Source organism: Olivibacter ginsenosidimutans (assembly GCF_039542865.1).
GTDB classification, from domain to species: Bacteria; Bacteroidota; Bacteroidia; order Sphingobacteriales; family Sphingobacteriaceae; genus Olivibacter; species Olivibacter ginsenosidimutans.
Window position 1 is genome coordinate 128742 of sequence record NZ_BAABIQ010000041.1, and the last position, 24936, is coordinate 153677.

At 42.6% G+C, this 24936-nt stretch carries 20 protein-coding genes; 10 read left to right on the forward strand and 10 right to left on the reverse strand.

The window, feature by feature from the left end; translation table 11 throughout:
• Positions 1 to 21 precede the first annotated feature (21 nt).
• From ABD930_RS16300 to ABD930_RS16325, 6 genes are all read left to right on the forward strand, one after another.
• A complete protein-coding gene (locus tag ABD930_RS16300; RefSeq protein WP_345233064.1) occupies positions 22 to 1476 on the forward strand; it encodes a RagB/SusD family nutrient uptake outer membrane protein in 1455 nt (484 codons plus the stop codon).
• Between the two features lie 27 nt (positions 1477 to 1503).
• Entirely contained in the window at positions 1504 to 2916 is a 1413-nt protein-coding gene (locus ABD930_RS16305) for a sulfatase (protein WP_345233066.1), read from the forward strand.
• 10 nt (positions 2917 to 2926) lie between these two features.
• A complete protein-coding gene (locus ABD930_RS16310; protein WP_345233068.1) occupies positions 2927 to 5284 on the forward strand; it encodes an arylsulfatase in 2358 nt (785 codons plus the stop codon).
• A 12-nt stretch (positions 5285 to 5296) separates the two neighbouring features.
• Positions 5297 to 7120 (forward strand): arylsulfatase, encoded by a 1824-nt coding sequence (locus ABD930_RS16315; protein ID WP_345233070.1) that lies wholly within the window; start codon positions 5297 to 5299, stop codon positions 7118 to 7120.
• Positions 7117 to 8685, forward strand: coding sequence for a sulfatase family protein (locus ABD930_RS16320; RefSeq protein ID WP_345233072.1), 1569 nt, complete (start codon positions 7117 to 7119; stop codon positions 8683 to 8685). Before ABD930_RS16315 ends, ABD930_RS16320 begins: the two co-directional genes overlap by 4 nt.
• Before the next feature lie 64 nt (positions 8686 to 8749).
• A complete protein-coding gene (locus tag ABD930_RS16325) occupies positions 8750 to 9268 on the forward strand; it encodes a GNAT family N-acetyltransferase (RefSeq protein ID WP_345233075.1) in 519 nt (172 codons plus the stop codon).
• Positions 9269 to 9327: 59 nt separating this feature from the next.
• Here ABD930_RS16325 and ABD930_RS16330 read toward each other — a convergent pair whose 3' ends face one another.
• From ABD930_RS16330 to ABD930_RS16355, 7 genes are all read right to left on the reverse strand, one after another.
• Complete coding sequence (locus tag ABD930_RS16330; protein WP_345233077.1) at positions 9328 to 10239, reverse strand: NAD(P)/FAD-dependent oxidoreductase; 912 nt, start codon at positions 10237 to 10239, stop codon at positions 9328 to 9330.
• 137 nt (positions 10240 to 10376) lie between these two features.
• Positions 10377 to 12062: an arylsulfatase gene (locus tag ABD930_RS16335; protein ID WP_345233079.1), complete on the reverse strand. Its 1686-nt coding sequence runs from the start codon at positions 12060 to 12062 to the stop codon at positions 10377 to 10379.
• 29 nt (positions 12063 to 12091) lie between these two features.
• Positions 12092 to 13522 carry a RagB/SusD family nutrient uptake outer membrane protein gene (locus ABD930_RS16340; RefSeq protein WP_345233082.1) on the reverse strand — a complete coding sequence of 477 codons (1431 nt, stop codon included), beginning with the start codon at positions 13520 to 13522 and terminating at the stop codon, positions 12092 to 12094.
• Between the two features lie 18 nt (positions 13523 to 13540).
• On the reverse strand, positions 13541 to 16879 hold the full coding sequence (locus ABD930_RS16345) for a SusC/RagA family TonB-linked outer membrane protein (protein ID WP_345233084.1): 3339 nt from the start codon (positions 16877 to 16879) through the stop codon (positions 13541 to 13543).
• Between the two features lie 285 nt (positions 16880 to 17164).
• Positions 17165 to 18262 carry a FecR family protein gene (locus ABD930_RS16350; protein WP_345233087.1) on the reverse strand — a complete coding sequence of 366 codons (1098 nt, stop codon included), beginning with the start codon at positions 18260 to 18262 and terminating at the stop codon, positions 17165 to 17167.
• Positions 18263 to 18320: 58 nt separating this feature from the next.
• Complete coding sequence (locus tag ABD930_RS21905; protein WP_425571139.1) at positions 18321 to 18527, reverse strand: sigma-70 family RNA polymerase sigma factor; 207 nt, start codon at positions 18525 to 18527, stop codon at positions 18321 to 18323.
• Positions 18528 to 18569: 42 nt separating this feature from the next.
• The gene (locus ABD930_RS16355) at positions 18570 to 18890 is read right to left on the reverse strand and encodes an RNA polymerase sigma factor (RefSeq protein WP_345233089.1); all 321 of its coding nucleotides are present in this window, start codon (positions 18888 to 18890) and stop codon (positions 18570 to 18572) included.
• 324 nt (positions 18891 to 19214) lie between these two features.
• Here ABD930_RS16355 and ABD930_RS16360 point away from each other — a divergent pair, with 324 nt between their 5' ends.
• Positions 19215 to 19733, forward strand: coding sequence for a hypothetical protein (locus ABD930_RS16360; protein ID WP_345233091.1), 519 nt, complete (start codon positions 19215 to 19217; stop codon positions 19731 to 19733).
• Positions 19734 to 19791: 58 nt separating this feature from the next.
• On the opposite strand, the gene ABD930_RS16365 is transcribed toward ABD930_RS16360, so the two are convergent.
• A complete protein-coding gene (locus tag ABD930_RS16365; RefSeq protein WP_345233093.1) occupies positions 19792 to 21078 on the reverse strand; it encodes a sensor histidine kinase in 1287 nt (428 codons plus the stop codon).
• A gap of 216 nt (positions 21079 to 21294) precedes the next feature.
• On the opposite strand from ABD930_RS16365, the gene ABD930_RS16370 reads away from it, so the two are divergent.
• Complete coding sequence (locus tag ABD930_RS16370) at positions 21295 to 22356, forward strand: acyltransferase family protein (protein WP_345233094.1); 1062 nt, start codon at positions 21295 to 21297, stop codon at positions 22354 to 22356.
• Here the strand turns inward: ABD930_RS16370 and ABD930_RS16375 are convergent.
• Positions 22351 to 22557, reverse strand: a complete 207-nt coding sequence (locus tag ABD930_RS16375; RefSeq protein ID WP_345233096.1) for a hypothetical protein — start codon at positions 22555 to 22557, stop codon at positions 22351 to 22353. The two genes, ABD930_RS16370 and ABD930_RS16375, sit on opposite strands and share 6 nt — an antisense overlap.
• A gap of 205 nt (positions 22558 to 22762) precedes the next feature.
• On the opposite strand from ABD930_RS16375, the gene ABD930_RS16380 reads away from it, so the two are divergent.
• Entirely contained in the window at positions 22763 to 23215 is a 453-nt protein-coding gene (locus ABD930_RS16380; RefSeq protein ID WP_345233098.1) for a carboxymuconolactone decarboxylase family protein, read from the forward strand.
• Positions 23216 to 23245: 30 nt separating this feature from the next.
• Positions 23246 to 23602, forward strand: coding sequence for a YciI family protein (locus tag ABD930_RS16385; protein ID WP_345233100.1), 357 nt, complete (start codon positions 23246 to 23248; stop codon positions 23600 to 23602).
• Between the two features lie 38 nt (positions 23603 to 23640).
• Here ABD930_RS16385 and ABD930_RS16390 read toward each other — a convergent pair whose 3' ends face one another.
• Positions 23641 to 24876, reverse strand: a complete 1236-nt coding sequence (locus ABD930_RS16390; RefSeq protein ID WP_345233102.1) for an RNA polymerase sigma factor — start codon at positions 24874 to 24876, stop codon at positions 23641 to 23643.
• Between the last annotated feature and the right edge of the window lie 60 nt (positions 24877 to 24936).

Genomic DNA, 24936 nt, shown 5'->3' on the forward strand with positions numbered 1-24936 from the left:
AAGGTTAAAACGATTATGCTGATGAACAAGAAAATATATTATATGGGGCTGCTGATCGTAGCCCTTTCGGCCTGCGCGAAATTAGAAGAACAGCCCGATTCTATCTTAACAACCCAACAATTTTATAAAACGAGCGAAGATGCCATAAGTGCGGTAAATAGCGTCTATAATGCAGCTTTAAACAATGGTGGTATAACCATGTACAATCGCTTGTTTCACCTGGCATTCGAAATTCAAACCGACGATGCCATTGCCGGACAACGGGTAACGAATATCGACGTACGGGCAATGGCTGCTTTAACGCAATCGCCCTCGAATGATCGGGTGGATGAGAATTGGCACGAACATTATACGGCAATTAACCGTGCGAATATTGCTATAGACAATATTCCGAATATTGATATAGATGTCACGCTCCGTAACCGGTTGGTTAATGAAGCTAAATTTTTAAGGGGATTGTTGTATTTCAATTTGGTGCGGATTTGGGGTGATGTGCCTTTGGTTTTGCATGAGACAACTTCTTTGGATAAAGATGCGATACAGGTGGAAAGAACATCAGTAGAAACGGTGTATGAGCAAATCATTGACGATTTAACGGCCGCGGAAGATCTACCCGATACCTATGATGCTAAGGATGCAGGCCGTGCAACGGGAGGGGCTGCGAAGGCCATTTTGGCTAAAGTTTACCTGACACGGCAGGATTGGGATAAGGCGGCAGCGAAAAGCTTGGAAGTGATTCAGGGGCCTTATGGCTACGGATTGTTTGCGGATTTTGCCGATGTTTTTAAGGTAGAAACAAAGAATGGAAAGGAGCATATTTTTTCCGTGCAATGCTTGGGAGGAAATGGACAAGGAAATCGCTTGGCTTCTTCTTGTACCCCGGTAGGTATTCCGGGCATTGCGGCAGCGGGTACCGATGAGCCTACAGAAGAGGCTTATGAAATTTTTGATGATCAGGATAGGCGTAGAGATGTTACCTTCTTCACGTCTTTGGTGAGCCCAAAGGACGGCAAAACCTATACATTTGCTCCTCATTTTCGTAAATATTGGGATCCGTCAACGATTGCCAATCCGACAGAGTCTAACCAAAATATTCCGGTCATCCGCTTTGCAGAAGTCCTATTGATTTACGCAGAAGCCTTGAACGAAGCGAACCACGGACCGACGATGGAGGCGTATAACGCTATTAACCAAGTAATACGGAGGGCTTATGGCAAGCCTACTACGGTGGCTGATGCAACGATTGATCTGGTGGGTTTATCGTATGACCAATTTCAAGAGGCAGTTTATGTGCAAAGGCGTAAAGAATTGATGTTTGAGTTTCAGCGTTGGTTTGATTTAATCCGTACCCATCGTATGGTAGAAGCCTTACATGCCGTTGGAAAAACGAACGCCGCAGAAAAGCATTATTTGGCACCCATACCTCAGCGGGAAATTGATCTTAACTCGGCTTTAACGCAAAATTCGGGATGGTAACCATGTTTAACGTTAACCAAGAAAACCATGTATAAACGATTGATCTTGCTTAAAACGTGTCTGTTAGGTGTACTTCATTTATATGCCGTTAGTTCGGAGCAGCCGAAGAACAGGCAGGATGCACCGAATATTGTGTTCATTATAGTCGATGATCTGGGTTGGAGAGACGTGGGATATAAAGGAAATCATTACCTGGAAACACCGAACATTGATCAGCTCTCGAAAGAGGGAATGGTATTTAACAATGCTTACTCGAACGCGCCAAATTGTGCGCCAACGCGTGCAGCCCTGATATCCGGACAATATGGGCCGAGAACGGGTATTTACACGGTAGGTACGGCAGAACGAGGAGAGACAAAAAACAGAAAATTGATTCCGGTAAAAAATAAAACCGAATTGGATAGCGCTGTGTACACGCTTCCCGAAGCATTGAAGGATCACGGTTATGCTACCGGAATTTTTGGAAAATGGCACTTGGGAACCGGTAGTGAAAACGGACCAGAGGTACAGGGATTTGATCGGAATGTGGGAGGTGGAAAGGCAGGTTCGCCCAAAAGCTATTTCAGTCCGTATCATAATCCGCAACTAAAAGATGGCGTGGTAGGGGAAGAATTGACTGAAAGACTGACCTCAGAAGCCATTTCCTTTATAGAGCAGTCTAAACATCAACCTTTTTTTGTCTACTTGCCTTATTATGCGGTACATGTGCCTTTGCAGGCAAAGCCCGAACTGGTGGAAAAATATAAAAAGAAGGCCACGGATGAAGAGCGCTATAACCCAACCTATGCAGCGCTTATGGAAACGGTAGATACACAGATTGGACGTTTGTTAACCTACTTGAAAACGGCGGGCTTAACGGATAATACCTTAGTGGTTTTTACTTCAGATAATGGGCCTTTTTTTCCGGTAACATCGGCTGCTCCCTTAAATGGATCGAAAGGAATGTTGTATGAAGGGGGTATTCGGGTACCGCTTATCGTTAAATGGCCAAATAAAATAAAAGCGGGTTCCGCCAGTGACGAGCCGGTAATGAGCATCGATTTTTTTCCTACTTTTTTAAAACTTACCAACGCGAAGGTGCCTGAAACAAAGGCTTTAGATGGGGTAGATCTGTCGCCCATATGGTTAAAAACGGGCAAAATTGCCGAGCGAACGCTGTACTGGCATTTTCCCGCTTATTTGGAAGCTTATAAGGGAATGGATCAACTGTGGCGGCAGAAACCAGGAGGAGCCATACGCAAAGGAAATTGGAAGCTCATCCAGACATTTGAGGATAACCGTGTGGAACTTTTTAACCTACAACAAGATGAATATGAAAGGCACAATCTGGCACAGGAACATCCTGATAAGGCGGCTGAATTGTTGCACGACCTGCAGCAATGGCAAATAGCCATTAAGGCACCTATTCCTACGGCATTAAATCCCTTGTATAAACCCTAGAATGTATTGTATGAAAAGACGAAAGAAAAGAACTACTCATCCAAATGGCTTTTTAATAGGATGGTTCTTGGTCGGAATTTTCGCGGCGAATCCGACCTATGCCCAGCACAGTCCGCAACAGCCCTTTAAAGGCCATATTGGAAAAACGCTGGAAGAATCGGTTCCCTATAAAATAACATATAATAAAAAAGCCGCGCCGGGTTCGCCCAATATCGTATGGATATTGATTGATGATGCGGGCTTTGGGGCTACTAGTGCCTTCGGTGGATTGGTGGAAACGCCTAATATCGAAAAATTAGCCAATAATGGACTTCGGTTCAGTAATTTTCATACCACGGGCATTTGCTCGCCAACAAGGGCTTCGTTGTTGACCGGCAGAAACCACCATTCGGTGCATATGGGGATGCTCACACCGGCCACTAAAGACTTTCCGGGCTACGATACTTGGATGCCTTTTGAAAAAGCGAATGTTGCCGAAATTCTGAGGGAAAACGGTTATAACACCTTTGCAGTGGGCAAGTGGCATCAAACACCGGTAGTAGAAAATGGGCAGGCAGGGCCATTTAACCGTTGGCCATTGGGTAGGGGATTCGATCACTTTTATGGCTTCTTACCGGGCGCTACGGATCAGTGGCATCCTGAACTCTGGGAAGACCAAACGAAGCTGGATATCGAACCTAATGCAGATCATCTAAATAAATTACTGGCCGATAAGGCGATTAAATACATTTCCAACCAAAAATCGGTCGATCCGGAAAAGCCTTTTTTCCTGTACTTAGCTACGGGAGCTACACATGCTCCGCATCAGGTGGCTAAAGAATGGATTGATAAATACCGGGGTAAGTTTGATATGGGTTGGGATAAGTATCGGGAGCTGGTATTGGAAAAACAAAAGAAGTTGGGCGTGGTACCGGCCAATGCTACGCTTCCGCCACGTGGGCAGGATGTTAAGGCATGGGAATCCTTAACAGCAAAGGAAAAAAAAGCTTCTGCAAAATTCATGGAGGTATATGCCGCTTTTTATTCGTATACCGACTATGAGATTGGTCGTGTGATCAACTATCTGGAACAAATTGATCAGTTGGAGAACACCTTGATTTTTGTGGTGCTTGGCGATAACGGAGCAAGCAAGGCAGGTGCACAGACGGGAAACCTGAACGGAGAAATTAACCAACTGAAAGGTGAAGAAAAGCTTGACGCGATACTAGCAGCAGGTGATATTATGGGAACCGACTTATCGCATATGGATTACCCGAAAGGATGGGCGATGGCAGCCAATACACCATTTCAGTACTGGAAGTCTGATGCAAATGCTGAAGGGGGGACCCACAATCCTTTAATTGTCTATTATCCGAAAGCGATTAAGGATAAAGGTGGCGTCAGAAACCAATACGGCCATGTGATGGATGTGTTGCCAACGACCTTAGAACTGATTCATGCTGAATATCCCGATACCATTAATGGCTATCCGCAGGAACCAATAGAGGGGGTGAGCTTAGCCGATGCTTTGCAGCATGCCGATGCTCCTGATAAACATAAGGTGCAGTACTACGAAATATCAGGCTCACGGGCAATCTATAGAGACGGTTGGAAAGCAGAAACCTGGCATAAACCCGGTGGTAATTTTGATCAGGATGTTTGGGAACTCTATCACTTATCAAATGATTTTAATGAGCAAGTCGACTTGTCGGCAAAATACCCCGATACGTTAAAAGCCTTGCAGAACTTATTTGACCAACAAGCCTGGAAATATAACGTTTATCCGCTAAAAGATTTTACAAGCGCCAGATTAGCGCAGAACAGAAGTGTGTACAGTAAGGTTTCGCAATTAACCCTATACCCAGGTGTAGACAACCTCGTGGGGGTAAGTACGCCGGTTTATAATGGAAAGTCGTTCGACGTGGTTGCGGAGGCTAGTATTATCACGGGCAAAGAACAGGGGGTGCTCTTTGCTATAGGGGGTATTAAAAGTGGTATCAGCCTCTTTATTCAGGATGGTAAACTACAGTATGCCCATAAAGTTGATGATCAAGTGCAGTACCTCGTGGCGGATAAGGTGCTTCCCAAAGGAAGAGTGCGTTTTAAATTGGCCTATCGGGTAAACGGTGCTGGCAAAGGTCGAACCGGCACAGAAACGCTCTACATCAATGACGAAAAAGTGGGCGAGCGCAATTTGTCCGATGGCCAATTACAGATCGTAAGCGAAAACCGGGTAGATGGAACAGATGTTGGCCGTGACCTGCATGCTGCGGTGGCCGACAAATACCAAAGTCCGTTTAACTTCTCGGGCAATTTACATAAAGTAAGCGTAAATTTTTTGAAATCAAAAGACGCGGCTGCTTCGGCTAATGCGGATACGGAAGAATAATACGTCAAAACAATGAACCGAAAATGGATACCGATGGTTTTAGTGGCTATGCTGCTGAACCGCTATTTAAGTTACGCACAGGAAGGTGCGCAACAAGTTTATCAGGGTATAGTGGGAAAAACACTTGCCGAATCAAAGGAATGGTGGCCTGATCCAGTGAAGGCTCCGCAGGGGGCGCCAAATGTAGTCTGGATTTTACTGGATGATGTGGGCTTTGGCGCATCGAGTGCTTTTGGCGGCCTGGTGGAAACGCCTGTATTTGATAGTTTAGCGAATAATGGCATCCGGTATACCGACTTCCACGATGCGGGGATCTGTGCGCCAACGCGGGCTGCTTTACTTACGGGGCGTAACCACCATTTTGTGCATGAAGGTGGTTTCTCCCATCGGAGTAATGCTGCGGGCTTCCCGGGATGGGATGGCCGTATACCGGCAAAAGATGGGACGATAGCGGAAATTTTGCGGGAAAATGGATATAATACCTTTGCCGTGGGCAAATTTGGCTTGACTCCAGATGAAGAAGCTACCGATGCGGGTCCGTTTGATCATTGGCCTTCGGGTAAAGGCTTCGAGCATTTTTTCGGTTTCCTGGAATCGGCCACGGATCAATATAAGCCCAATTTGGTGGAAGACCATACCCATATCAAACCTGATGGTAGACATTTAAGCGAACAGATAACTGATAAAGCCATTGCATATATCGGCCGACAGAAAAAGGCGTCTCCCGATAAGCCTTTTTTCTTATACTATGCACCGGGAGCTACCCATACCCCACATCAGGTGGATACGGCATGGAGCAACCGGTATAAGGGTAAGTTTAAGGAGGGCTGGGATGTTTACCGGGAAAAAACCTTGGCCAATCAGATTAAACTGGGCGTGGTACCAGCAGATGCCAAGCTAGCGGATCGAAACCCCAATGTGAGAGCTTGGAAAACATTAAATGCTGACGAAAAGCGTTTGTATGAACGGTTTATGGAGGTCTATGCAGGGTATTTAACGTATACGGATTATGAAGTGGGTCGACTAGTGAACTACTTGAAGTCGATTAATCAATTAGATAATACGCTCTTTTTAGTGATCATTGGCGATAATGGAGCGACAAAAGAAGGAGGTTTCCATGGAGCGATCAATAAAAATCCTATACGGAACTATGAAGGTGATTTCTTTGCCGAGAATTTAGCGAATATCGACTTAATTGGAACACCTAAGGGGCACCATACCAGTTATCCCATTGGCTGGTCACAGGCATTAAATACACCATTTAAATATTGGAAGAATGATGCCAATGCGGAAGGGGCTACCCATACGCCACTGATTGTCTTTTATCCTAATAAAATTAAAGAAAAGGGTGGTATACGTAAACAGTATGGTCATGTGATTGATTTACTGCCAACCACCTTGGATTTTGTTGGATTGAAAGCTCCTCAAGAAATCCGCTCGGTTAAACAGGATACGGTACAAGGCGTTTCGCTTTATTATTCAATAGCGGATAAGGAAGCACCATCCCGTAGGCATACCCAATATTATAGTATCTTTGGATCAAGAGCCATCTATCACGATGGATGGAAAGCCGGTATCTTTTATCATCCTACGCAAATTGATTTTCTACGCGATCAGGATAAAGCCTTGACGAATACTTATGATAACGATCAATGGGAGCTTTATAATTTGAGTCAGGACTTCAATGAGCGGATTGATTTAGCGAAAAAGCACCCTGCAAAATTAGAAGAGCTGAAAAAGCTTTTTGATGAAGAGGCTAAGAAGAATAATATTTATCCAATTATTGGTTGGGATGATATTTATGAAGGAAAAGTGCATCAAAATTTTAAAGAATGATGAGTTTCATGCGTATCCGTTTTAGACGATCATTGGTGGTTTCGCTAGCTGTGTGTATTGTTGGATTCAGTAGCTACAAGACAAAAGATGGCGATGAAAATGAATCGATTGACGTTGCGTTCTCAACTGCAAAACCATTGAATATAGTGCTGTTTACTGCCGATGACCTGGATCGTAATTCCTTGAGTTGTTATGGATCTACGGTAAAGGATATAACGCCGAATATTGATCGTTTTGCGAAACAATCGCTGAATTTTAAAAATGCTTATGTTAATGCTGCGATCTGTGTACCGAGCCGAGGTATTTTGGCAACTGGGCGATATCCGCATAATAATGGGGTAAATGGTTTCTTTAAAATGAAAGCGGGTAATCCGACCCCTTTACTGATGGAAATCCTGCGTAAACATCACTATACGGTAGGCATCTTAGGAAAATTAGGACATTCTACACCTAAATCGGATTTTATATGGGATTATGCATTCGATCAGGCCGATTTAGGTGACGGCCGTAGTCCATCTTTATATTATGAACGTACGAAAGCTTTTTTTGAGCAATGCAAGAAGGGGGACAAGCCTTTTTATTTCATGGTGAATTCCCATGATCCACATCGACCATTTTTTGATCCAGAAATTCCTTTGAAGAACGGACAGGAAAGACCTTCAAAAATTTACGCACCGGAAGACATTACCGTACCGGGTTTTGTGCCTGATTTGCCCGGTGTACGAAAGGAACTCAGTTACTATTTCAACTCTGTACGCCGTTTGGACGATACTTTCGGGCGCGTTATGCAGGCCTTGGAAGAATCAGGTTATGCAAATAATACCTTGGTTATCTTTCTTTCTGATAATGGTATCGCCATTCCTTTCGCTAAAGCCAATGCGTATTATGCGAGCAACCGGACACCATTTCTGGTGCGTTGGCTGGGAGTCACAAAAGAAGGAACTGCGAATGATGATGATTTTATTGCCACGGTAGATTACCTGCCTACGCTATTGGATGCGTTACACATTCCACTTCCAGATGGTGTTGACGGACGATCGTTTCTTCCACTCTTGCAGGGAAAGCAACAGAATGATAGGACTAAGGTGTATGCTGAAATAGATTATAAGGCAGGTGGCGGAGCTACACCGATACGAAGTGTACAAAACAAGCGCTACACCTATATTTTTAATGCCTGGGCAGATGGGGAACGTGTTTATGCCAATAATAATGAAGGTTTAACACTGAAGTCGATGATAGATGCTTCTGCCACCAACGCCAAGGTTGCCGCGCGCGTAAATACCTACCAGCTACGGGCTCCTGAAGAATTTTACGATTTAGAACATGATCCGGATGCGTTGCATAATTTGATTCATGAACCCCGTTATCAAGGCGAAGTGGCTAGATTTCGTAAGGATTTGGAGGCTTGGATGGTGAGGACGTATGATCCTTTGGTAAAGGTTTATCAGTTACGGAATAAACCCTCCCTAGCACTTCAAGAGTTTTATAAACTTTACCCGGAAGCGAAGGAACTGGACCAGGATAAACAACGCTACAGTCGGGGAGGATTGGGGAAACGCGATTAGCAACAGAGTAAACAGACGATATCTTTGCTTGGATAATTGTATTTTTGCTTTTTAGCATATACAGATGACAAGTGACTTTTCGTTAAGGCCAGCCAAGCCTAGGGATCAAAATAGGATCTGGGAAATCCTCCAGCAGGCCATTGAACTTCGGAAACAGGAGGGAAGCCAGCAATGGCAGGATGGTTATCCAAATCTGAAAGTCGTGCAGCAGGATATCGATAAGGGATATGGCTATGTACTGGTTACGAGCAATGGATCGATTGTAGCTTATGCTGCGGCTATTTTTGATGGCGAACCAGCTTATGATGCCTTGGAAGGAGAATGGCTGAGTAATCAGGATTACCTGGTCATACATCGGGTGGCAGTGGCACAGGATAATAAAATAAAGGGAATGGCAACCCATTTAATGAAAGTATTAGAAGGGCTTGCTCTTTCCCATCAGGTCTACAGCATTAAAATAGACACCAATTTCGATAATAAGGCGATGTTGCGGATTTTAGAGAAATTGGGCTACCAACATTGTGGAAAGGTCTACTTTCGCGGGAGTGCACGGGAAGCTTTTGAGAAACTTCTTACAGCATAGCATGTTGTAAGAAGTAATACCCTTATACCACCAGTAGTGTTTATTTGTTTCGTTTGTTCTTATAGAAACCGCTCATCAGTCAAGGCTTTATTAACCATTGCTCCCGTCATATTTCCGGTAGCAACGGCTTGGGCTACCGATCGCATAGGAGATACACTATCGCCACAAGCAAATATTCCGGAGACTGTAGTGTTATAGAAAGAGTCTACTTGAATGTGCCCTTGTTCGGTAAGAGTACATCCTAGACTGGCAGGAATATCACTATGTTGTTCAAAGGGTACAGCGGCATATAAGGCCCGTAAGGGGAGCGTATGACCATCTTTTAGCTGTACCTGTTGTAACATGCCTTGTTGATGGACAATGGTGGTAATTTCGCTGGTGACAACCGGGATACCGTGACGCTGAAGTATGGCATATTGCTCTGGCGTGAATTGTGCCTTCCCATTGGTCAAAATCCGTAAATCAGTACTTAAATTATGTACGAGACCCGCTAAATGAAAAGCGCGTTCGCCATTGGCCAATATGCCTGTTGCCTGATTGTGATATTCGTAACCATGACAGTAGGGGCAATGAATGACTGAGATACCCCAACATTCGGCAAATCCAGGAATTTTAGGTAACAGATCTTTTATTCCGGTAGCAAAAATTAACTTGCTGGCGGTGAATGTTTCGCCAGTCAGCGTCGTTATGGCAAAACCTGCTGCTGTTCGATGACCTTGCGTGACAGTATCGTTTAACAATCGGACATGAGGGTACTGCGCTATTTGCTTGCGCGCCTGTTGGCTGATGGCTTGTGGTGTTTCCCCATCGTGGGTTAAGAAATTATGCGAATGTGGTGTTTGTGCGTTGCATGGTTTGCCGCTATCGATAACCAAGGTTTTTTTCAAGGAGCGCCCTAGGGCCATTGCCGCCGATAAGCCGGCATAACTTCCACCAATAATGATGACGTCGAATGCAGTTACTGTTGTCATAGCTTTTATATGCAATTATGTTGCAAACATACAGCTAATCTTTTATTGTTTCGATAATAGAAAAGTCATTTATTTCGATGGATAAGTCATGTATCCTAAGTAAGTTTCTAGAAACTTACTTAGGATACATGATTTTTTTAAAATGATTTATGCCTATGCTCGTTTGCGTGAAGGCTATCTAGCATTTGTGGCCACGGTAATACTTGATGGCTATCTGCCCATTGCTGCCAGGCAGCAGCTAATGTTTCTACTTGCTCAGGCATTTCGCCAGCTAAATCATGCTGCTCGGTACGGTCTTGCTGAATATTATAGAGTTCCCAGTGTTGTTGCTCTCCTTTCCCGTCTTGCCATTTCATCACTGCTTTGAAGTTGCCCAAACGGACGGCCTTATTCCCTTCATGCTCCCAGAAAATGGGTTGATCGTGTACCGGTTTATTTTTGCCTTCCAATAGGGAAGAAAGGCTTTTGCCGGCCATAGCTGGGATGGGTTTTCCATCTTTCTGAAGTGCATAAGTAGCTCCGGAGATGTCTACGAAGGTGGCCATAATGTCGGGCAAAAATCCATATTGCTGAATGAGCGTACCATGTAATTTTTGAGGGATTTTTGCCGGCCAGTGCGCAATAAGCGGTGAGGATATTCCACCTTCATGTACCCAGTGTTTATATTCACGATAAGGAGTATTGGATGCATTGGCCCATCCTTTACCGTAAGAGAGAAAGAAGCCGATTTTTGTTTCCAAATTTTCTTTTTTGCCACCACCTAAATCGCCTCCTTCTGCACAAGCACCATTGTCGTTAATAAAGACAATGAGCGTATTTTCATAAAGGTTATGTTTCTTGAGATAGGTTACTAGCTTGCCTATGTTTTGATCCATGCGGTCGACTTGAGCGGCATAAATGGCACGTCTTAGGGCCATTTCGTCTTGCTTTTCCTTACTTAGGGTTTCCCAATCAAAAATGTCTTGTTTGCTTAAAGGCCAGCTGTCATCTACCAGTCCCATCTGAATCATGCGCTGATAACGCTCTTCACGTAATTTGCCCCAACCGGCATGATAACGGTCACGGTACTTATCAATCACTTCTTTAGGAGCTTGCAAAGGCCAATGTGGGGCATTATAAGCTAAATATAAAAAGAAGGGACGTTTGCTATCTTGCTGCTTGCTCTGGTCAATAAACTGAATAGCATGGTCTGTAAAAGCATCTGTTGTATAGTAGTTGGGATCTTCTATATTGACAGTGTCGTTCTCAAGTGTAATGCCTCTGGGATAGGTGGGACGGAAATAATTGGCTCCGCCATCTAAAATACCGTAATAATGGTCAAAGCCTCGTTGCAGGGGCCATTGTTCCTTGCGCTCCATACCCAAATGCCATTTGCCTGTCATGAGCGTAGTGTAGCCCGCCGTTTTTAATACTTCCGCTAAGGTATGGGTCTGTGGGTTCATCTCTCCACGATAGCCCGGTACATGATAGTCGTGCTGCGTAAAATTTTCACTGGGATTGGTCATGTGGCCAATCCCGGCCTGATGAGGGTATAAACCAGTCATTAGTGATGCACGTGATGGACAGCAACGAGCACCATTATAAAATTGGGTAAACCGTACGCCGGTAGCTGCTAGACTATCTAAGTTGGGTGTTTCGATTTCACCACCATAGCAACCGAGATCTGAATAACCCATATCATCAGACATAATCAGAATGATGTTGGGTTTTGTCGATTGCTCGGCCGGTGGTTGCTTGCAACTGGAAGAGAAACTGCAGATCGCCGTGACGAGGAGACCAGCAGCGGACAGGGTATAAATACACTGTTTTTGTAATAACTTCATGGTGTTACGTAATTTTAAGGGTTTAAAAATCAATAACCATCATTCTGAACAAGATTGGGATTAGCGTCCATTTCGCTTTGTGGAATGGGAAACAATTTCCGGAAAGCTTGTGCATGCTTACCCCGATCGATCGCGTTTTGTAAGAATTGATCTTGGCGCAGTAAATCTTGCCGTCTGCGGCCTTCACTGAAAAACTCCCATTTACGTTCATTCAAAACGAGCTCAATAAAGTGATCTTGATCCGGAATGTCTACTTTGCGATAAGGAGCTAATCCCGCACGAGTATGTACCTCATTGAGATAAGGTAGTGCATCGGCTATATTTTTACCGGCCATCACGTCTGCTTCTGCTTTGATTAATAGTATTTCAGCATAACGCAAAATAGGAAAGTCCATGCCGCCGTGCCGTTCTACTTGTGCCGGATCAAGCGGATATTTAAAGCTGCGCGGATTTTGGTATTCCTCACCAGTGGTAAGATCGATAACGGCACCGTTTTTATTGGTGTAGCGCGTTAAAATCAATTCTTTGCGCTGATCACCGTCGGTAAATGTTTGATAAAATGCTAAGGGTAAGCATACCTGTGTGGCGGTGTTCATAACGTCGGTGGGGTAACCGGGAGGTAAGGCATTGGCTATCCACACATTGCCATAACCGGTCATAGCAATGGCTGGAGCAGCATAAATCATTTCTTTATTACCTTCATTATTCAATGCAAATAAGGTGCGTACATCTGACCAAAGGCCATATAATTTCAAATCCATTACTTGTTGGGCCGTCTCACTGGCTTTTTCCCATTGGCGAGTTTGCAGGTAGTATTGTGCAAGTAAGCCCAACGCAGCTCCTTTAGTAGCCCGGCCATATAGTGGTGTGGTTGTATTCAGCTCATCTGCCGCTGCTGATAAATCGCTTTCGATCTGCGCACGGGTTTCGGCATCGCTTGATCGGGCAAGTAACAATTCGCTATCTGGTGTAACGAGCGGTACCGACCCGAACCAGCTATATAAATAAGCGTAGGCAAAACCGCGTATAAAATGCATTTCGCCACTTAGCTGGCGTTTTTCGTCATCATTCAACTGCGGATGCTCCGGAATGGCGTTCAGTAATAAATTGGCATCGCGGATGGCACGGTAGTTACTCCGCCAGAAGTCTTGAAGATAACCTTGTGAGGCGGCCCAAGTAAAATCCATAAAGGGCTGTAAATTGCCATTTAATAAGCCCCTGAAATTAACGAAGACATCGGTACACGATTCTTCGACATAAATACGGTTTACGCCGGCATCTCCCGTTAATAAAATATTCTGATAGGCAGAATTGGTGATGGCTTCGATGCCTTCTTTGGTATTTAGAAAATCTGACGAATATTGTGAACCGGGTTGCACATCTAGAAACTGTTCGGCGCAACTGCAGGCTAAACAACTGAAGGCGAAGCCGATGATGAATGTTTTAAGGGATATATTCATGGTATATTTTTTATCGTATTAGAAATTGACATTTAAACCGAGCATATACGTTCTAGACGCTGGATAAGCATTCCGATCATAACGGATATTGCCCGTTCCAGTAGCATTGACATCAGGGTCAAAGCCAGGATAGTCTGTAAATAACGCTAGATTTTGGCCAGACAAAGACACTTGGATGCCTTTAATGGCTTTGGTGTTTTTAAGCGGTATCTGGTAAGACAGTTGTACATTTTTGAGGCGAATATACGAGGCATCCAAAATGGTGAAACTATTTGTTTTAGAATATTGAAGTTGTGCGATGGATACGCTCGATGGCCATTCGTTGGTAGGGTTTTCAGGTGTCCAGCGATTCAATAGCGGTGCAGCCATGCGATTGCGATACGGGTCATTCGCGTATAGCGCATCTACCGTTTGCCAATGGAAAAGATCTGCTCCGAATGCTCCTTCAAAAAATATCTTTAAAGCAAAGTTTTTATAAGTGAAATCATTACTGAATCCGATATTTAGATCGGGATAAGGGTTTCCCAGAATAACACGATCGCGCTCGTTGATGACCTTGTCATTATTGATGTCGTCCCACTTAGGATCGCCAGGTTTGGCGTTGGGCTGTGCCGAGGCGCTAATCTCTTCAGCTGTTTGGAAAATGCCCACCGATCGATAACCAAAATAAGAAAACAGCGCTGCTCCGGGGCGAACGAGCGTGGTAGGTTCATTCGAAGGTACATATTCGTTAATGGACCCTAAATTATCTACCTTATTGGTAATCTTGGTTAAATTAAAAGTACTACGCCAACCGAAGGTTCCGGTGATATTATCTGAAGTGACGTACAGTTCAATACCTTTATTGCTGATTTTGCCGATATTATCGGTATAAATGGCAAATCCAGAAGAACTCGGAATAGGTAGATTGAACAAGAGGTCTTTATTGGTTTTGATGAAATATTCTACGCTTCCACTGATCCGACTGTTGAAGAATCCGAAATCGAGCCCGATGTTGGTTTGTTGACTGGTTTCCCATTTTAAATTGGGATTGGGGATACGTGCAGGAGCGATGGCTGTTTGTAAGGCCCCACCTAATACGACATTGCCGCTTCCGGCATAGGTGGATAAGCTGGTGCCAATACCAATATCGTCGTTTCCAATCTGGCCCCAGCCCAGACGTAATTTAAGTACGGAGATAGAAGAGGCTTGTTTTAGAAAATCTTCTTCGGTAAGATTCCAAGCAGCAGAAAACGAGGGGAAAAGTCCAAATCGATTGTTCGCTCCGAAGTTGGAGGAACCGTCTGCTCGGATGGTTCCGGTAAAGAGGTATTTGTTTTGGAAGCCGTAGTTTGCACGGGCCAGGTAGGATAGCAGGCGTCTGCGGCCAAAATAACTGCCAGCCGTATTAAACTCGACGGTACCTAAACCAAGATTGTTTGTGCCAATCACATCGGAAGCAAAACCTTTTGTACCCACGCCTACGGTGCGTTCGTCAAACTGTTGTACGGTGGCGCCGGCAACCAGATGGAGCGTATGGTCTTGTTGGATAGTTTTATTATAAGTGAGCAAAGCCTCTACCAGAAAATTATTCAATTCGCCCGACTGTACGGAAGCGCTGCCGTCTACCGAATTACCTACTTGCGAAATACGGCTCAGGTAGAGGTCGCGTCGTTTGTTTGATCGGTCTGAACCGATATTGATACGGGCCTTTAAGCCAGGAATGAGCGTGTATTCGCCAAAAAAGTTAGCCAATGTTCTATTAATACGGTCAGTTGCCCGCTGCCCTTCTACGATAGCCAATGGGTTATCCAATGTGACCGAAATGGGTTCACCGCTTTCGGGTCGATAGTAGGTGCCGTCAGGATTACGAATGGGAAATATGGGCGGTGTGTTGAGTGCGGAGTTGATGGCGTCCGCATCTTGATTGATCGCAAAGCCATTAACGGGTACCGAATAATTATTTTCTTGCGAGGTATTGAAGTTAAAGCCGAATTTGAATCGCTCGCTTACCGTGTGTTCGAAATTTAGCCGACCTTGGAGTCGTTGATAGCGAGTATTGGGGATGATACCGATTTGGTTGGTATAGCCCAACGAGGTATAATAATTGGATTTACCTACCCCACCGGATAACGATAGGTTATGGTTTTCGCTATGCCCTTTTTTGAATAGGGCTTGTTGCCAATCGGTGCCGGCACCAACGGACGCAATAAAGGCATCGTCAAAGACAGGGTTTCCACCACGGTCTTTCGCCAGATCGTTCATGACACGGATGTATTCATCAGTGGTGAGCACGTCTATTTTTCGGGCGACTTCGTTCGTACCGAAAGTGCTATTTAGATTAGCGGTAAAAGCCCCGCCACCGGTTTTGGTGGTGATTAAGATGACACCATTTGCACCCCTTGAGCCATAAATGGCCGTTGCGGAGGCATCTTTTAGGATCTCAATGGAGGCGATGTCTGCCGAATTGATGATATTCAATGGGTTAGAGGGAGGGAGATCGCCACTAAATGAGCTTGATCCTTTACTATCAGCGGTCGCGCGATTATCGATTGGAACCCCATCGATAACATATAAGGGTTCGTTACCGGCATTGATTGATCCAATACCCCGAATCCGAATCGTGCTTCCTCCGCCAGGGGCATGGCTGCTTTGAGTAATCTGTACGCCAGGGGCCCTTCCTTGTAACATCTGGTCGGCAGAGATGCTATTGACTGCATTTAAGTCTTTCGGACTGAGCGAGACAACGGAACCCGTAACGTCTCTCCTTCGTAAGGAACCATAACCTACGACAACCACTTCGTCTAATTTAGCATCCGTCATGCGTAAGACAATGTGCTCCAAATCTCCTCCTGCTGCTATTTCAAGGGTTTCATAACCCACGTGGGTTATACGCAGGGTCGCATTTTTGGACACCTGTTGGAGTACAAACCGACCGTTCTGATCGGTACTTGCTCCTTGTTGACTACCGACCACGTGGACCGCAGCACCTACAAGAGGATTATTGTTTTCATCTTGTATTTTTCCACTAATGGCTTGTTGTATTGCGGGGACCATAGCAAATGATTTATCTGCTAACGAAGTGTCTTTTACTTTGACCACAATTTCTTTGTTGGCGATAACAAAATCTAAACCCTTATCGGCTAAAATCTTACGTAGTGCAGGTTCTAAGGGCTCGTGATCCAGAGAGACGGAAATGGGTGGGATATTCTGGACGTATTGTACACTATAAATAACCGAATAACCGGTTTGATTTTGAATATCCTTAAAGATTTCCCGTAAATTGGTTTTGTCTTTTTTAATGGTTAAGTATTGGGCTAAGCTGTCGGCATGCGACTGGAAAATGAAAATCATCAACAAAAAACACGTTAATTTCATAATTTTCAATGTTTTTAAGACATAAGCCCTAAAGGTGCCATTATAATAGCTTGGCAATTTGATAAGCATAAATAATGTATTTCGGAGGCATACCTATACTTTTTTGCTTGCTTTACGGTACATTTGTATAAGCAGGCAAGGTTCGTTAAGTTTGCCTAGGTTTTGACTGATGGACAACCTGATGTTTGAACGCTTAAGGCGGTCCAAGTGAATTAATGCAAATGGTCAGAACATATCCGGAGGGCTTCAACCTCCGGATTTTAATTCCCTACTGGTTTAAATGGTTTAATAGTTGGTCACAACAATCCTCCTTTCATAAATTTTGAATCGAACTTGTTCGGTTAACTCTAATCTTCGCAAGACTTCAGAAACATTTGCGTATCGAGATACCCTACCACCAAAACGGAGGGAAGGATTCACATCCTGATAAGCGACATCGACATTATACCATCGGCTAATTTGGCGCATGATGCTTGCTAAGGTTTGCTCATTAAAAGCAATATATCCGGATTTCCAAGCGGTTTCTTCATCGGCATCTACTTCACTTATGGTTCCTCCATTAGATGCTATTGTTGCGCAGTAGCCGGGATGAATGATTTCCGAAAAACCGTTACTTTCTATTTTGATCTTTCCAGCAACTAGCGTCGTGCGTTCCAGTTGTTCATCTGGATAAGCTTGCACATTAAACGATGTTCCTAAAACCTGTATGGTTTGAGTTTTAGTTTTAACGCGGAATGGACGATTTTTATCTTGGGCTATTTCGAAATAAGCTTCGCCAATAACTTCTACTTCTCTCAAATTTCCTGTAAATTCACTGGGAAACCGAAGTGAAGAGGCTGCATTTAGCCATACCTTAGTGCTATCTGACAAGACCACTTGGTATTGCCCACCTTTCGGTGTTTCCAATTCATGATAAGTAATCTGTTGTGGATGATTGCCAACATCTTGATGAGCAATGGGGGCACCATTTACATAACTAATCGCTGAAGCATGGATGGCAATACCTGTGTTTAGACTATCCAGTTTGATGGTACGGCCGTTACTTAATTTCAGCGTAGCCCTGTTACTGCCAGAGGGTATGTCGACAACCTGTTGGTTTGAGGAAGAAAGAGGCCTCATGGCCGTATATTGCATGATACCGAAACTTAACGCTAGTAATACTACTGCCGCAGCGCCGTACCGATACCAATGGTTTTTACGTCTTCGCAAATGTAGATGCTCCTCAATACCTTTCCAGACCTCATCTTTGGTTTGATCATCGGCTTGAGCGGATTGCATCGTATGGCTATGCAGATAAAGGCTCTCGACCATGACCTTTTCTTCCTCGGTGCAGGTGCCGTTATGATAGCGTTTTAGGAGTTTAGTTAGTTCTTCATTCGTCATATTGTCGTGGTTAAGTGGATTTTCCCCTAACGTATTGAAAAGACGAATGAAGGAGCGTTTAGGGTAAGAAAAAAATTAAAAAAAGGAGAAGTAAGGATTTTTTTAAACGAATTAAAGCATTTTTGATTTGACGATTTACATTATCCCGGGAGATTTGGAGGCGCTCGCTAATTTCTTGATGACTAAGATGATCTGTGCGACTAAACTCAAAAATGGTACGCATTTTAGGAGGCATTTTTTCCAGACAAGCTTCGAAACGCTGGATTAATTCTTTCTCAAATAATAGGTAATCCGCTGTATAGCAGCCTTATTGGTGGTTTTTTGCCAATGTAGCCTTGTAACGTTCAGCATATTTTGCGTGGGTAGATCGGTCGATTATTTTATTCAACGTAGTTCTGTAAAGATAAGCACGGAAAGAACGTTTGAGTTGCAAATCTGTTCGTTTCTGCCAAATGGAGGTAAAGACGTCTTGGATAATGTCTTTTGCGTCATCCGCATTAGTAGTACTCGAAACGTAATGCCAAAGCGTATCCCAATACCTTTCATATAGCTCCTTGAAAGCCAAGTCATCTCCCTGGCAAACCCTGTCGAAAAGTTGTTCGTCGGTATACAACGTGTATTTGGGCATAAAAGGTAAACTTATTTCGATTTATTTTTTTGGCTCATGGCAAATATAATAGATTTTTTAATGTCATGATCATCATTAACGTTTGTAAAATCGCACTGGATAGAAGAAATGGAAACAGCTAGGTTTATCATATACATTAATATTTATTAATGGGGCAAATATAATAGTATTCTAAATATAATCTATAAATTCTATAGACTTTATTTTATATAATGATGTGTACGCATGGTGTTATAGATAAGGATATGAATATGTTGCCTAAAGATGAATAGTCCACGCGATTAGATGTTTAATGTGATTGATAACCTTTCTATATCTAAGGCTATGTTGTGCTTATTCCTGACTGTTGTAGTTTTTACGTTTCAGTCATGTAAAAAAGAAGAAACCGGTTCAGGAAATACCGAAGAACAGTTTTTAGGGTGTAAAATAAATGGGAAATCCTATACGTTCAATGCGCATGTAAATGCAAACGATAGGCCATCGGAGGAAGTGGTTCATTTTGTCGTGATCAGCGGCTGGGAAAATGAGGATACTGCTACCTCTCCGGGCTTTGGTATTGACTTAGTTTTACCAGAGGGGGCGGAAGAAGAGACCTATTCGGTGGCTGGAGGTAGTACTTCGGAACTAGATGGCCAATACTATATCCAGAATTTTAAGGATGGAAAACACATAGGGACTACGGTTTACGACGGAGGTAGAACGGATGGTACCAAATTTACCTTGACGATAACAAGCTTGACTGATTGGGGAGTAAAGGGAACTTTCTCCGGTGTATTGAAGCTCGTTGGGGGTAGCGAATACTTAACCGTTACGGATGGCGAGTTTTCGGCACCATATAATTAATTTATCTGAAAAACATGTACAGCAACGTGATTTCTCTCATCGAAAGGATTGTTCCATTTTAAGATGTAGGAAACTGAACGAGGAAGGTGGTGCCTCCCGATATATTTGTGCTATAACTGATATGGCCTCCTTGGGCTTCAGCGTACTGTTTACACATGGTTAGACCAAGGCCTACATCTTTTATATTTCGATCCGTAGGATTGTTGATTTTCTCAAATAGATCTTTAGCTATCTGCCGAGCTTTGCCTGTTCCGCTATCAGCTACGGAAACAATGGCCGCATTACCTTCTTTGCGGGTTTCTAAACGGATTTCTCCTCCTTCGTCCGTAAATTTAATGGCATTATCGATTAGGTTTCGGATAATTAATAAGGTCATTGCTTCATTACCCGTCACACGTAGATGTGCTTGCGTTTGGATAATGAGGTTAATTTTCTTATGTTGAGCCAGATGGGTATAAAGCGCTGTACTTTGCCGCAAACATTCTGCCAGGTCTATTGTGGATAGCTGGACTTGCTCAACATGATAATATGCTTTGGACCAAGTTAACACACTATCCAATAGCTGTTGCGTTTGTTGTGTTAAGCTGAGTAGTTGCTGTTCGACGATTCGTTTTTCTTCTGCCGAAAGATTTTCGTGAAAAAAGCGATTCAAATAAGTTTGTATGCCTGAAATTGGCGCACGAAGATCGTGCGAGAGAATGGATATCAACCGGATCTTTTCATCATTAAGTAGACCAAGTAATTCGGATTGTTGCTCTACCGTTTTTCGTTCAACATTATAATGATATACAAAGGTAATAACTCCCGCAGCAGTTAATAAGGATACGATGAGATAGGTAATCAGGTTATCTAAAAAATACACTGAACGTTCTGAATAAGTTCCCCTAATGGTGTTGGGAAAATTAAATTCGATGCCTAACAAAACAATAATTAAAATACCATTGAAAACAGTCCAAAAGATATATTGGTCTTTTGGAGATAAAACCATCGTTGCTAGATACACACCTAACAATAGCAATAATGTTGGCCCGGCTACGCCAGCATTATAGAAATAATTAATACCTAACAATAAATTTAAGCAGATAATCATGATTACAAAACTCTGTATATAGCGTTTCTTTACTGTAGATTGATAATAGGATGAAGCGAAAAGTAGACTAATAACCAAAGAGATTAGTGCGGAGTAATAAAGACCGGAGAAACTGTTAAATATGAGTGTGGCTAATACGAGGATAAAACCAATGAAAGTGAAAGCATTGAATAGGCGGTGTTGTAAGGAGAATTGGGTTGGATCACCAACAATTTTTGATAAAATATTTCGGATGTTAACATGTTCAGAAAGCATAGGTTGCCGATCGTTGTGTTAGCATAAGCATTTAATGAGCAAATATAGTGTTTATTACCCTGTAACGTGTAAGTAAATTAAGTGGCAACGCCAATTAATAAACGTATTCAAACCAAAATAGCTGAATAATATGCCAAAATACGTGACTACATTCTCGGAAAAATATAATACTTATGCACTATACGTATAAATCAATGCATGGAATAGCTTGTTAACATGGTAAATCTACAAAGTAAACCGCATTTCGAGATACTTGATGGTCTTAGGGGAGTAGCCGCGATATCGATAGTTGTGTTTCATTTCTTAGAATTTGTATATCCGGATTATAGCGAAAATTTCCTCGGCCATGGTTTTTTGGCTGTCGATTTCTTTTTCTGCTTATCTGGATTTGTTATTGGTTATGCCTATGATGATCGTATACGTACAATCGGCGTTTGGCAATTTTTTAAAGCGCGGTTAATTAGGTTACATCCGCTGGTATTATTAGGGTCTGTGTTGGGATTAATTGGTTTTTTTATCGATCCATTTGCTAATAGTTGGGAAACGTATAATACGATAGAACTGGTATTGATCTTTTTAACGTCTGTTTTTCTTATTCCTTATCCGGTAATGGCCGAACGTGGTTTTGGTTTGTTTGGCCTCAACACACCTTCTTGGTCGCTGTTTTTTGAATACATGGCGAATATTTTTTATGCCTTGTTCCTGTATAAAATTAGTCGGCGCACCTTATGGACACTTTGGGGAATTGCGGGTTTAGGCTTATGTTTAGCTAGCTATCGGGCTGGTACATTGATTGGTGGTTGGGATAAGAGTAGCTTTTGGGATGGGTGTGCCCGTATTAGTTATTCTTTTCTGGCGGGCCTGCTTATATTTCGATCGAAATGGCTTGTAAAAACACGCATTGGTTTTATTGGCCTTTCTATTTTGTTGTTGCTCGCCTTGTTGGTACCCTATTTTAGCTGGAATTGGTTAATGGAAGCGTTGATTGTGCTCTTTTATTTTCCGTTGCTTATTGTGCTGGGTAAAGGTACGGCGCTTAATGCTGGCTTCAAAAGCGTATGTGTTTTTTTTGGTAATTTATCTTATCCATTATATATGACTCATATTCCGATGATTTGGATATTTGGTAGTTACTATACTACACATGAAGTAAGTACTGCTCAATTGAGTTGGATGATCATCCTCGGAACAGCTTTCTCCATGGGGCTAGCTTATGTTGCTATGGTTTTTTATGATACGCCAGTGCGAAAATATTGGCAAATAAAACAAGGGTTATAGTTGCGTGTCATGCTCTTCACCTGGATAATTTTCTATAGCTATAGAAAGCTTAATATGCTTTGTTGACTTTTTAAGGATAGCCGCGCGATTCAAAGCATACAGGAGCTGATTGGCGAAATCCTTTTTTAGCGCATAGGCCATCACCTCTCCCTTTTGGTCTAAGATCGTGAATAGTCGGTCGTTTTCTTCTATATAATACATTTTTTAACTCCTTTCGGTTGACCAAACTTATACGCGTATAGGAGAATGGTTATGTTGTTTTTCTGTGTCTAACGAATATCATGCCAGTATTATGTGTTTATTTTACATCTATAGAACGAGTAGCTAGAAAATAAGAATTATCATTTTGTCCAATTTGGAGCATTCGTTTGTTATGGAGGTATAACACTTACAATAAATTAATATCATGAAACAACGAATCAATTTTCAAGAAAAAGGACAAAACGCTTTAAAGGCATTATTCGGATTAGGGACGTATTTAAAAAAATCAACTTTGGATAGAAAGTTGCAAGAATTAGTTAATTTTAGAATTTCGCAAATGAATCAATGTGCATACTGTTTGGATATGCATTCGAAGGAACTACGAGCCATGGGAGAGACAGAACAACGCTTATACGGCTTAAACGCTTGGCGTGAAACACCATATTATACGGAGAAAGAACGTGCAGCTTTTGCATGGGCAGAGGCCGTCAATGCTTGCCAAGTACCTGATGAAATATTTGAACAGGCGAGAAATAGTTTTTCGGAAGAAGAACTGGTTGATTTAACCTTATCCATTGCTGCTATAAATGCTTGGAATCGGATGAATATAGCGTTCACGACTATACCTGGAGATTACCAAGTAGGACAATTTGGATAAGCGACACTTTAATATTTGATATGACGAAGCATGAATGAGTTCTTATTAATTTTTCGCAGAGACTTCACAACAAAAGAGGGTCAGCTATCACCAGAACAATTGCAGCGCTCTTTAAAAGATTGGCAGGATTGGTTTGAAAAAATTACCGAACAGCATAAATTGGCTAGGCCTCCGCAACGATGGGATGGTAAAGGTAAGGTGGTGAAATCCGACAAGATGGTAACCGATGGCCCATATGTGGAAGTTAAAGAATCTATTGGCGGTATGATCTTTATCAACGCCAAAGATTATGAAGAAGCGGCTGAAATTGCCAAAGGATGTCCAATTTTAGCCTTGGGAGGGAATGTAGAAATCCGTAAAGCAGTAACACCTGAAGCCTCGAAATAAGACAAGTTTTCTCGCATGTTTAGAAAACATGGAAGCAACTAAACTAAGGCTTCCATGTTTTTTTGTATCAATACTTTATCATTCTCCGAATGGGCAAGTTGAAGCGCTGTTTGGAAATGAGCATAAGCTTTTTGTTTATCGATACCTGCGTATAGATTGCCTAATAAGGTATAATAGAAATGATTATCGGTAAGCTTAAGCGCTTCTGCTACTGCGATGGCTTTTTCGTTTCCGTATACTTTTGATAAAGCAAAAGCTCTATTCATGGCGATAATGGGTGAATAGGTTAATTTAATTAGATGATCGTATAATTGAAGGATGTTTTCCCATTTCTCTTTTAGATCTTCTTTCTGGGTATGCCAAAAGGCGATACCGGCTTCCAAGTGATATTTAGTTAGTTCATCACCTGTAGCAGCTTTATTAAGGTAGTATTTGCCTTGTTCGATCAATTGCTGGTTCCATTGACTTTCGTCTTGATTCGCATATAGGATGATTTCGCCGTTTTCATTGGTTCGGGCATCGAATCTGGAAGAATGAAAACACATTAAGGCGAGTAATGCGTTCACTGCTGGTTGGTTAGTGTTAGGATTTTCTACCAATAAATAGGTTAAGCGTATGGCTTCCGTACAAAGATCTTGGCGTAACGTGCGATCTTGAGAGGCAGAATAATAACCTTCAGAAAAAAGTAAATACAGGGTGGTCAGTACAATGTCCAATCGATCGGCAATCTGTGTTGCATTGGGTTGTTCAATTCGTATAGCCATTTCCCTTAGCTTTTCTTTTGCACGGTTGATTCGTTTATAAATTACTTCTTTATTGGTTAAAAAGGCATCTGCAATTTCTTGTATCCCAAATCCACATAATAGATTCAACGCTAAGGCAACTTGCGATTCTTTGGAAATGCTTGGGTGGCACACGGTAAAGATCATGGCTAACTGACTATCGGCTATATGCTTAGTCGACAAATCAATTTCCATAGTTTCTTCCGCTTGCGCGTTTGTATACCTAAATTCGGGTGATACTTTCTGCTCAAAAAGTGTATTTCTTTTGAAGTAGTTTCTTGCTTTGTTTTTGGCAACAGTATAGAGCCATGCGGTAGGGTTTTGCGGAATGCCTTTCAGACTCCAATCTTCGGTAGCGGCGAGGAAAGTATCGCTCACGATGTCTTCGGCGATCGCTAGGTGTTGTATGCCGAAACGATAACTTAGTACGGCTACCAATTTTTGATATTCTGTTCTAAAAAGATTGGGTAGTAATGCATTATGTTCGTACATATAGCTAAAAATACCTTGGTATTATTTTACAAAGGTATTTTTATTTTAAAGCTAAACGAA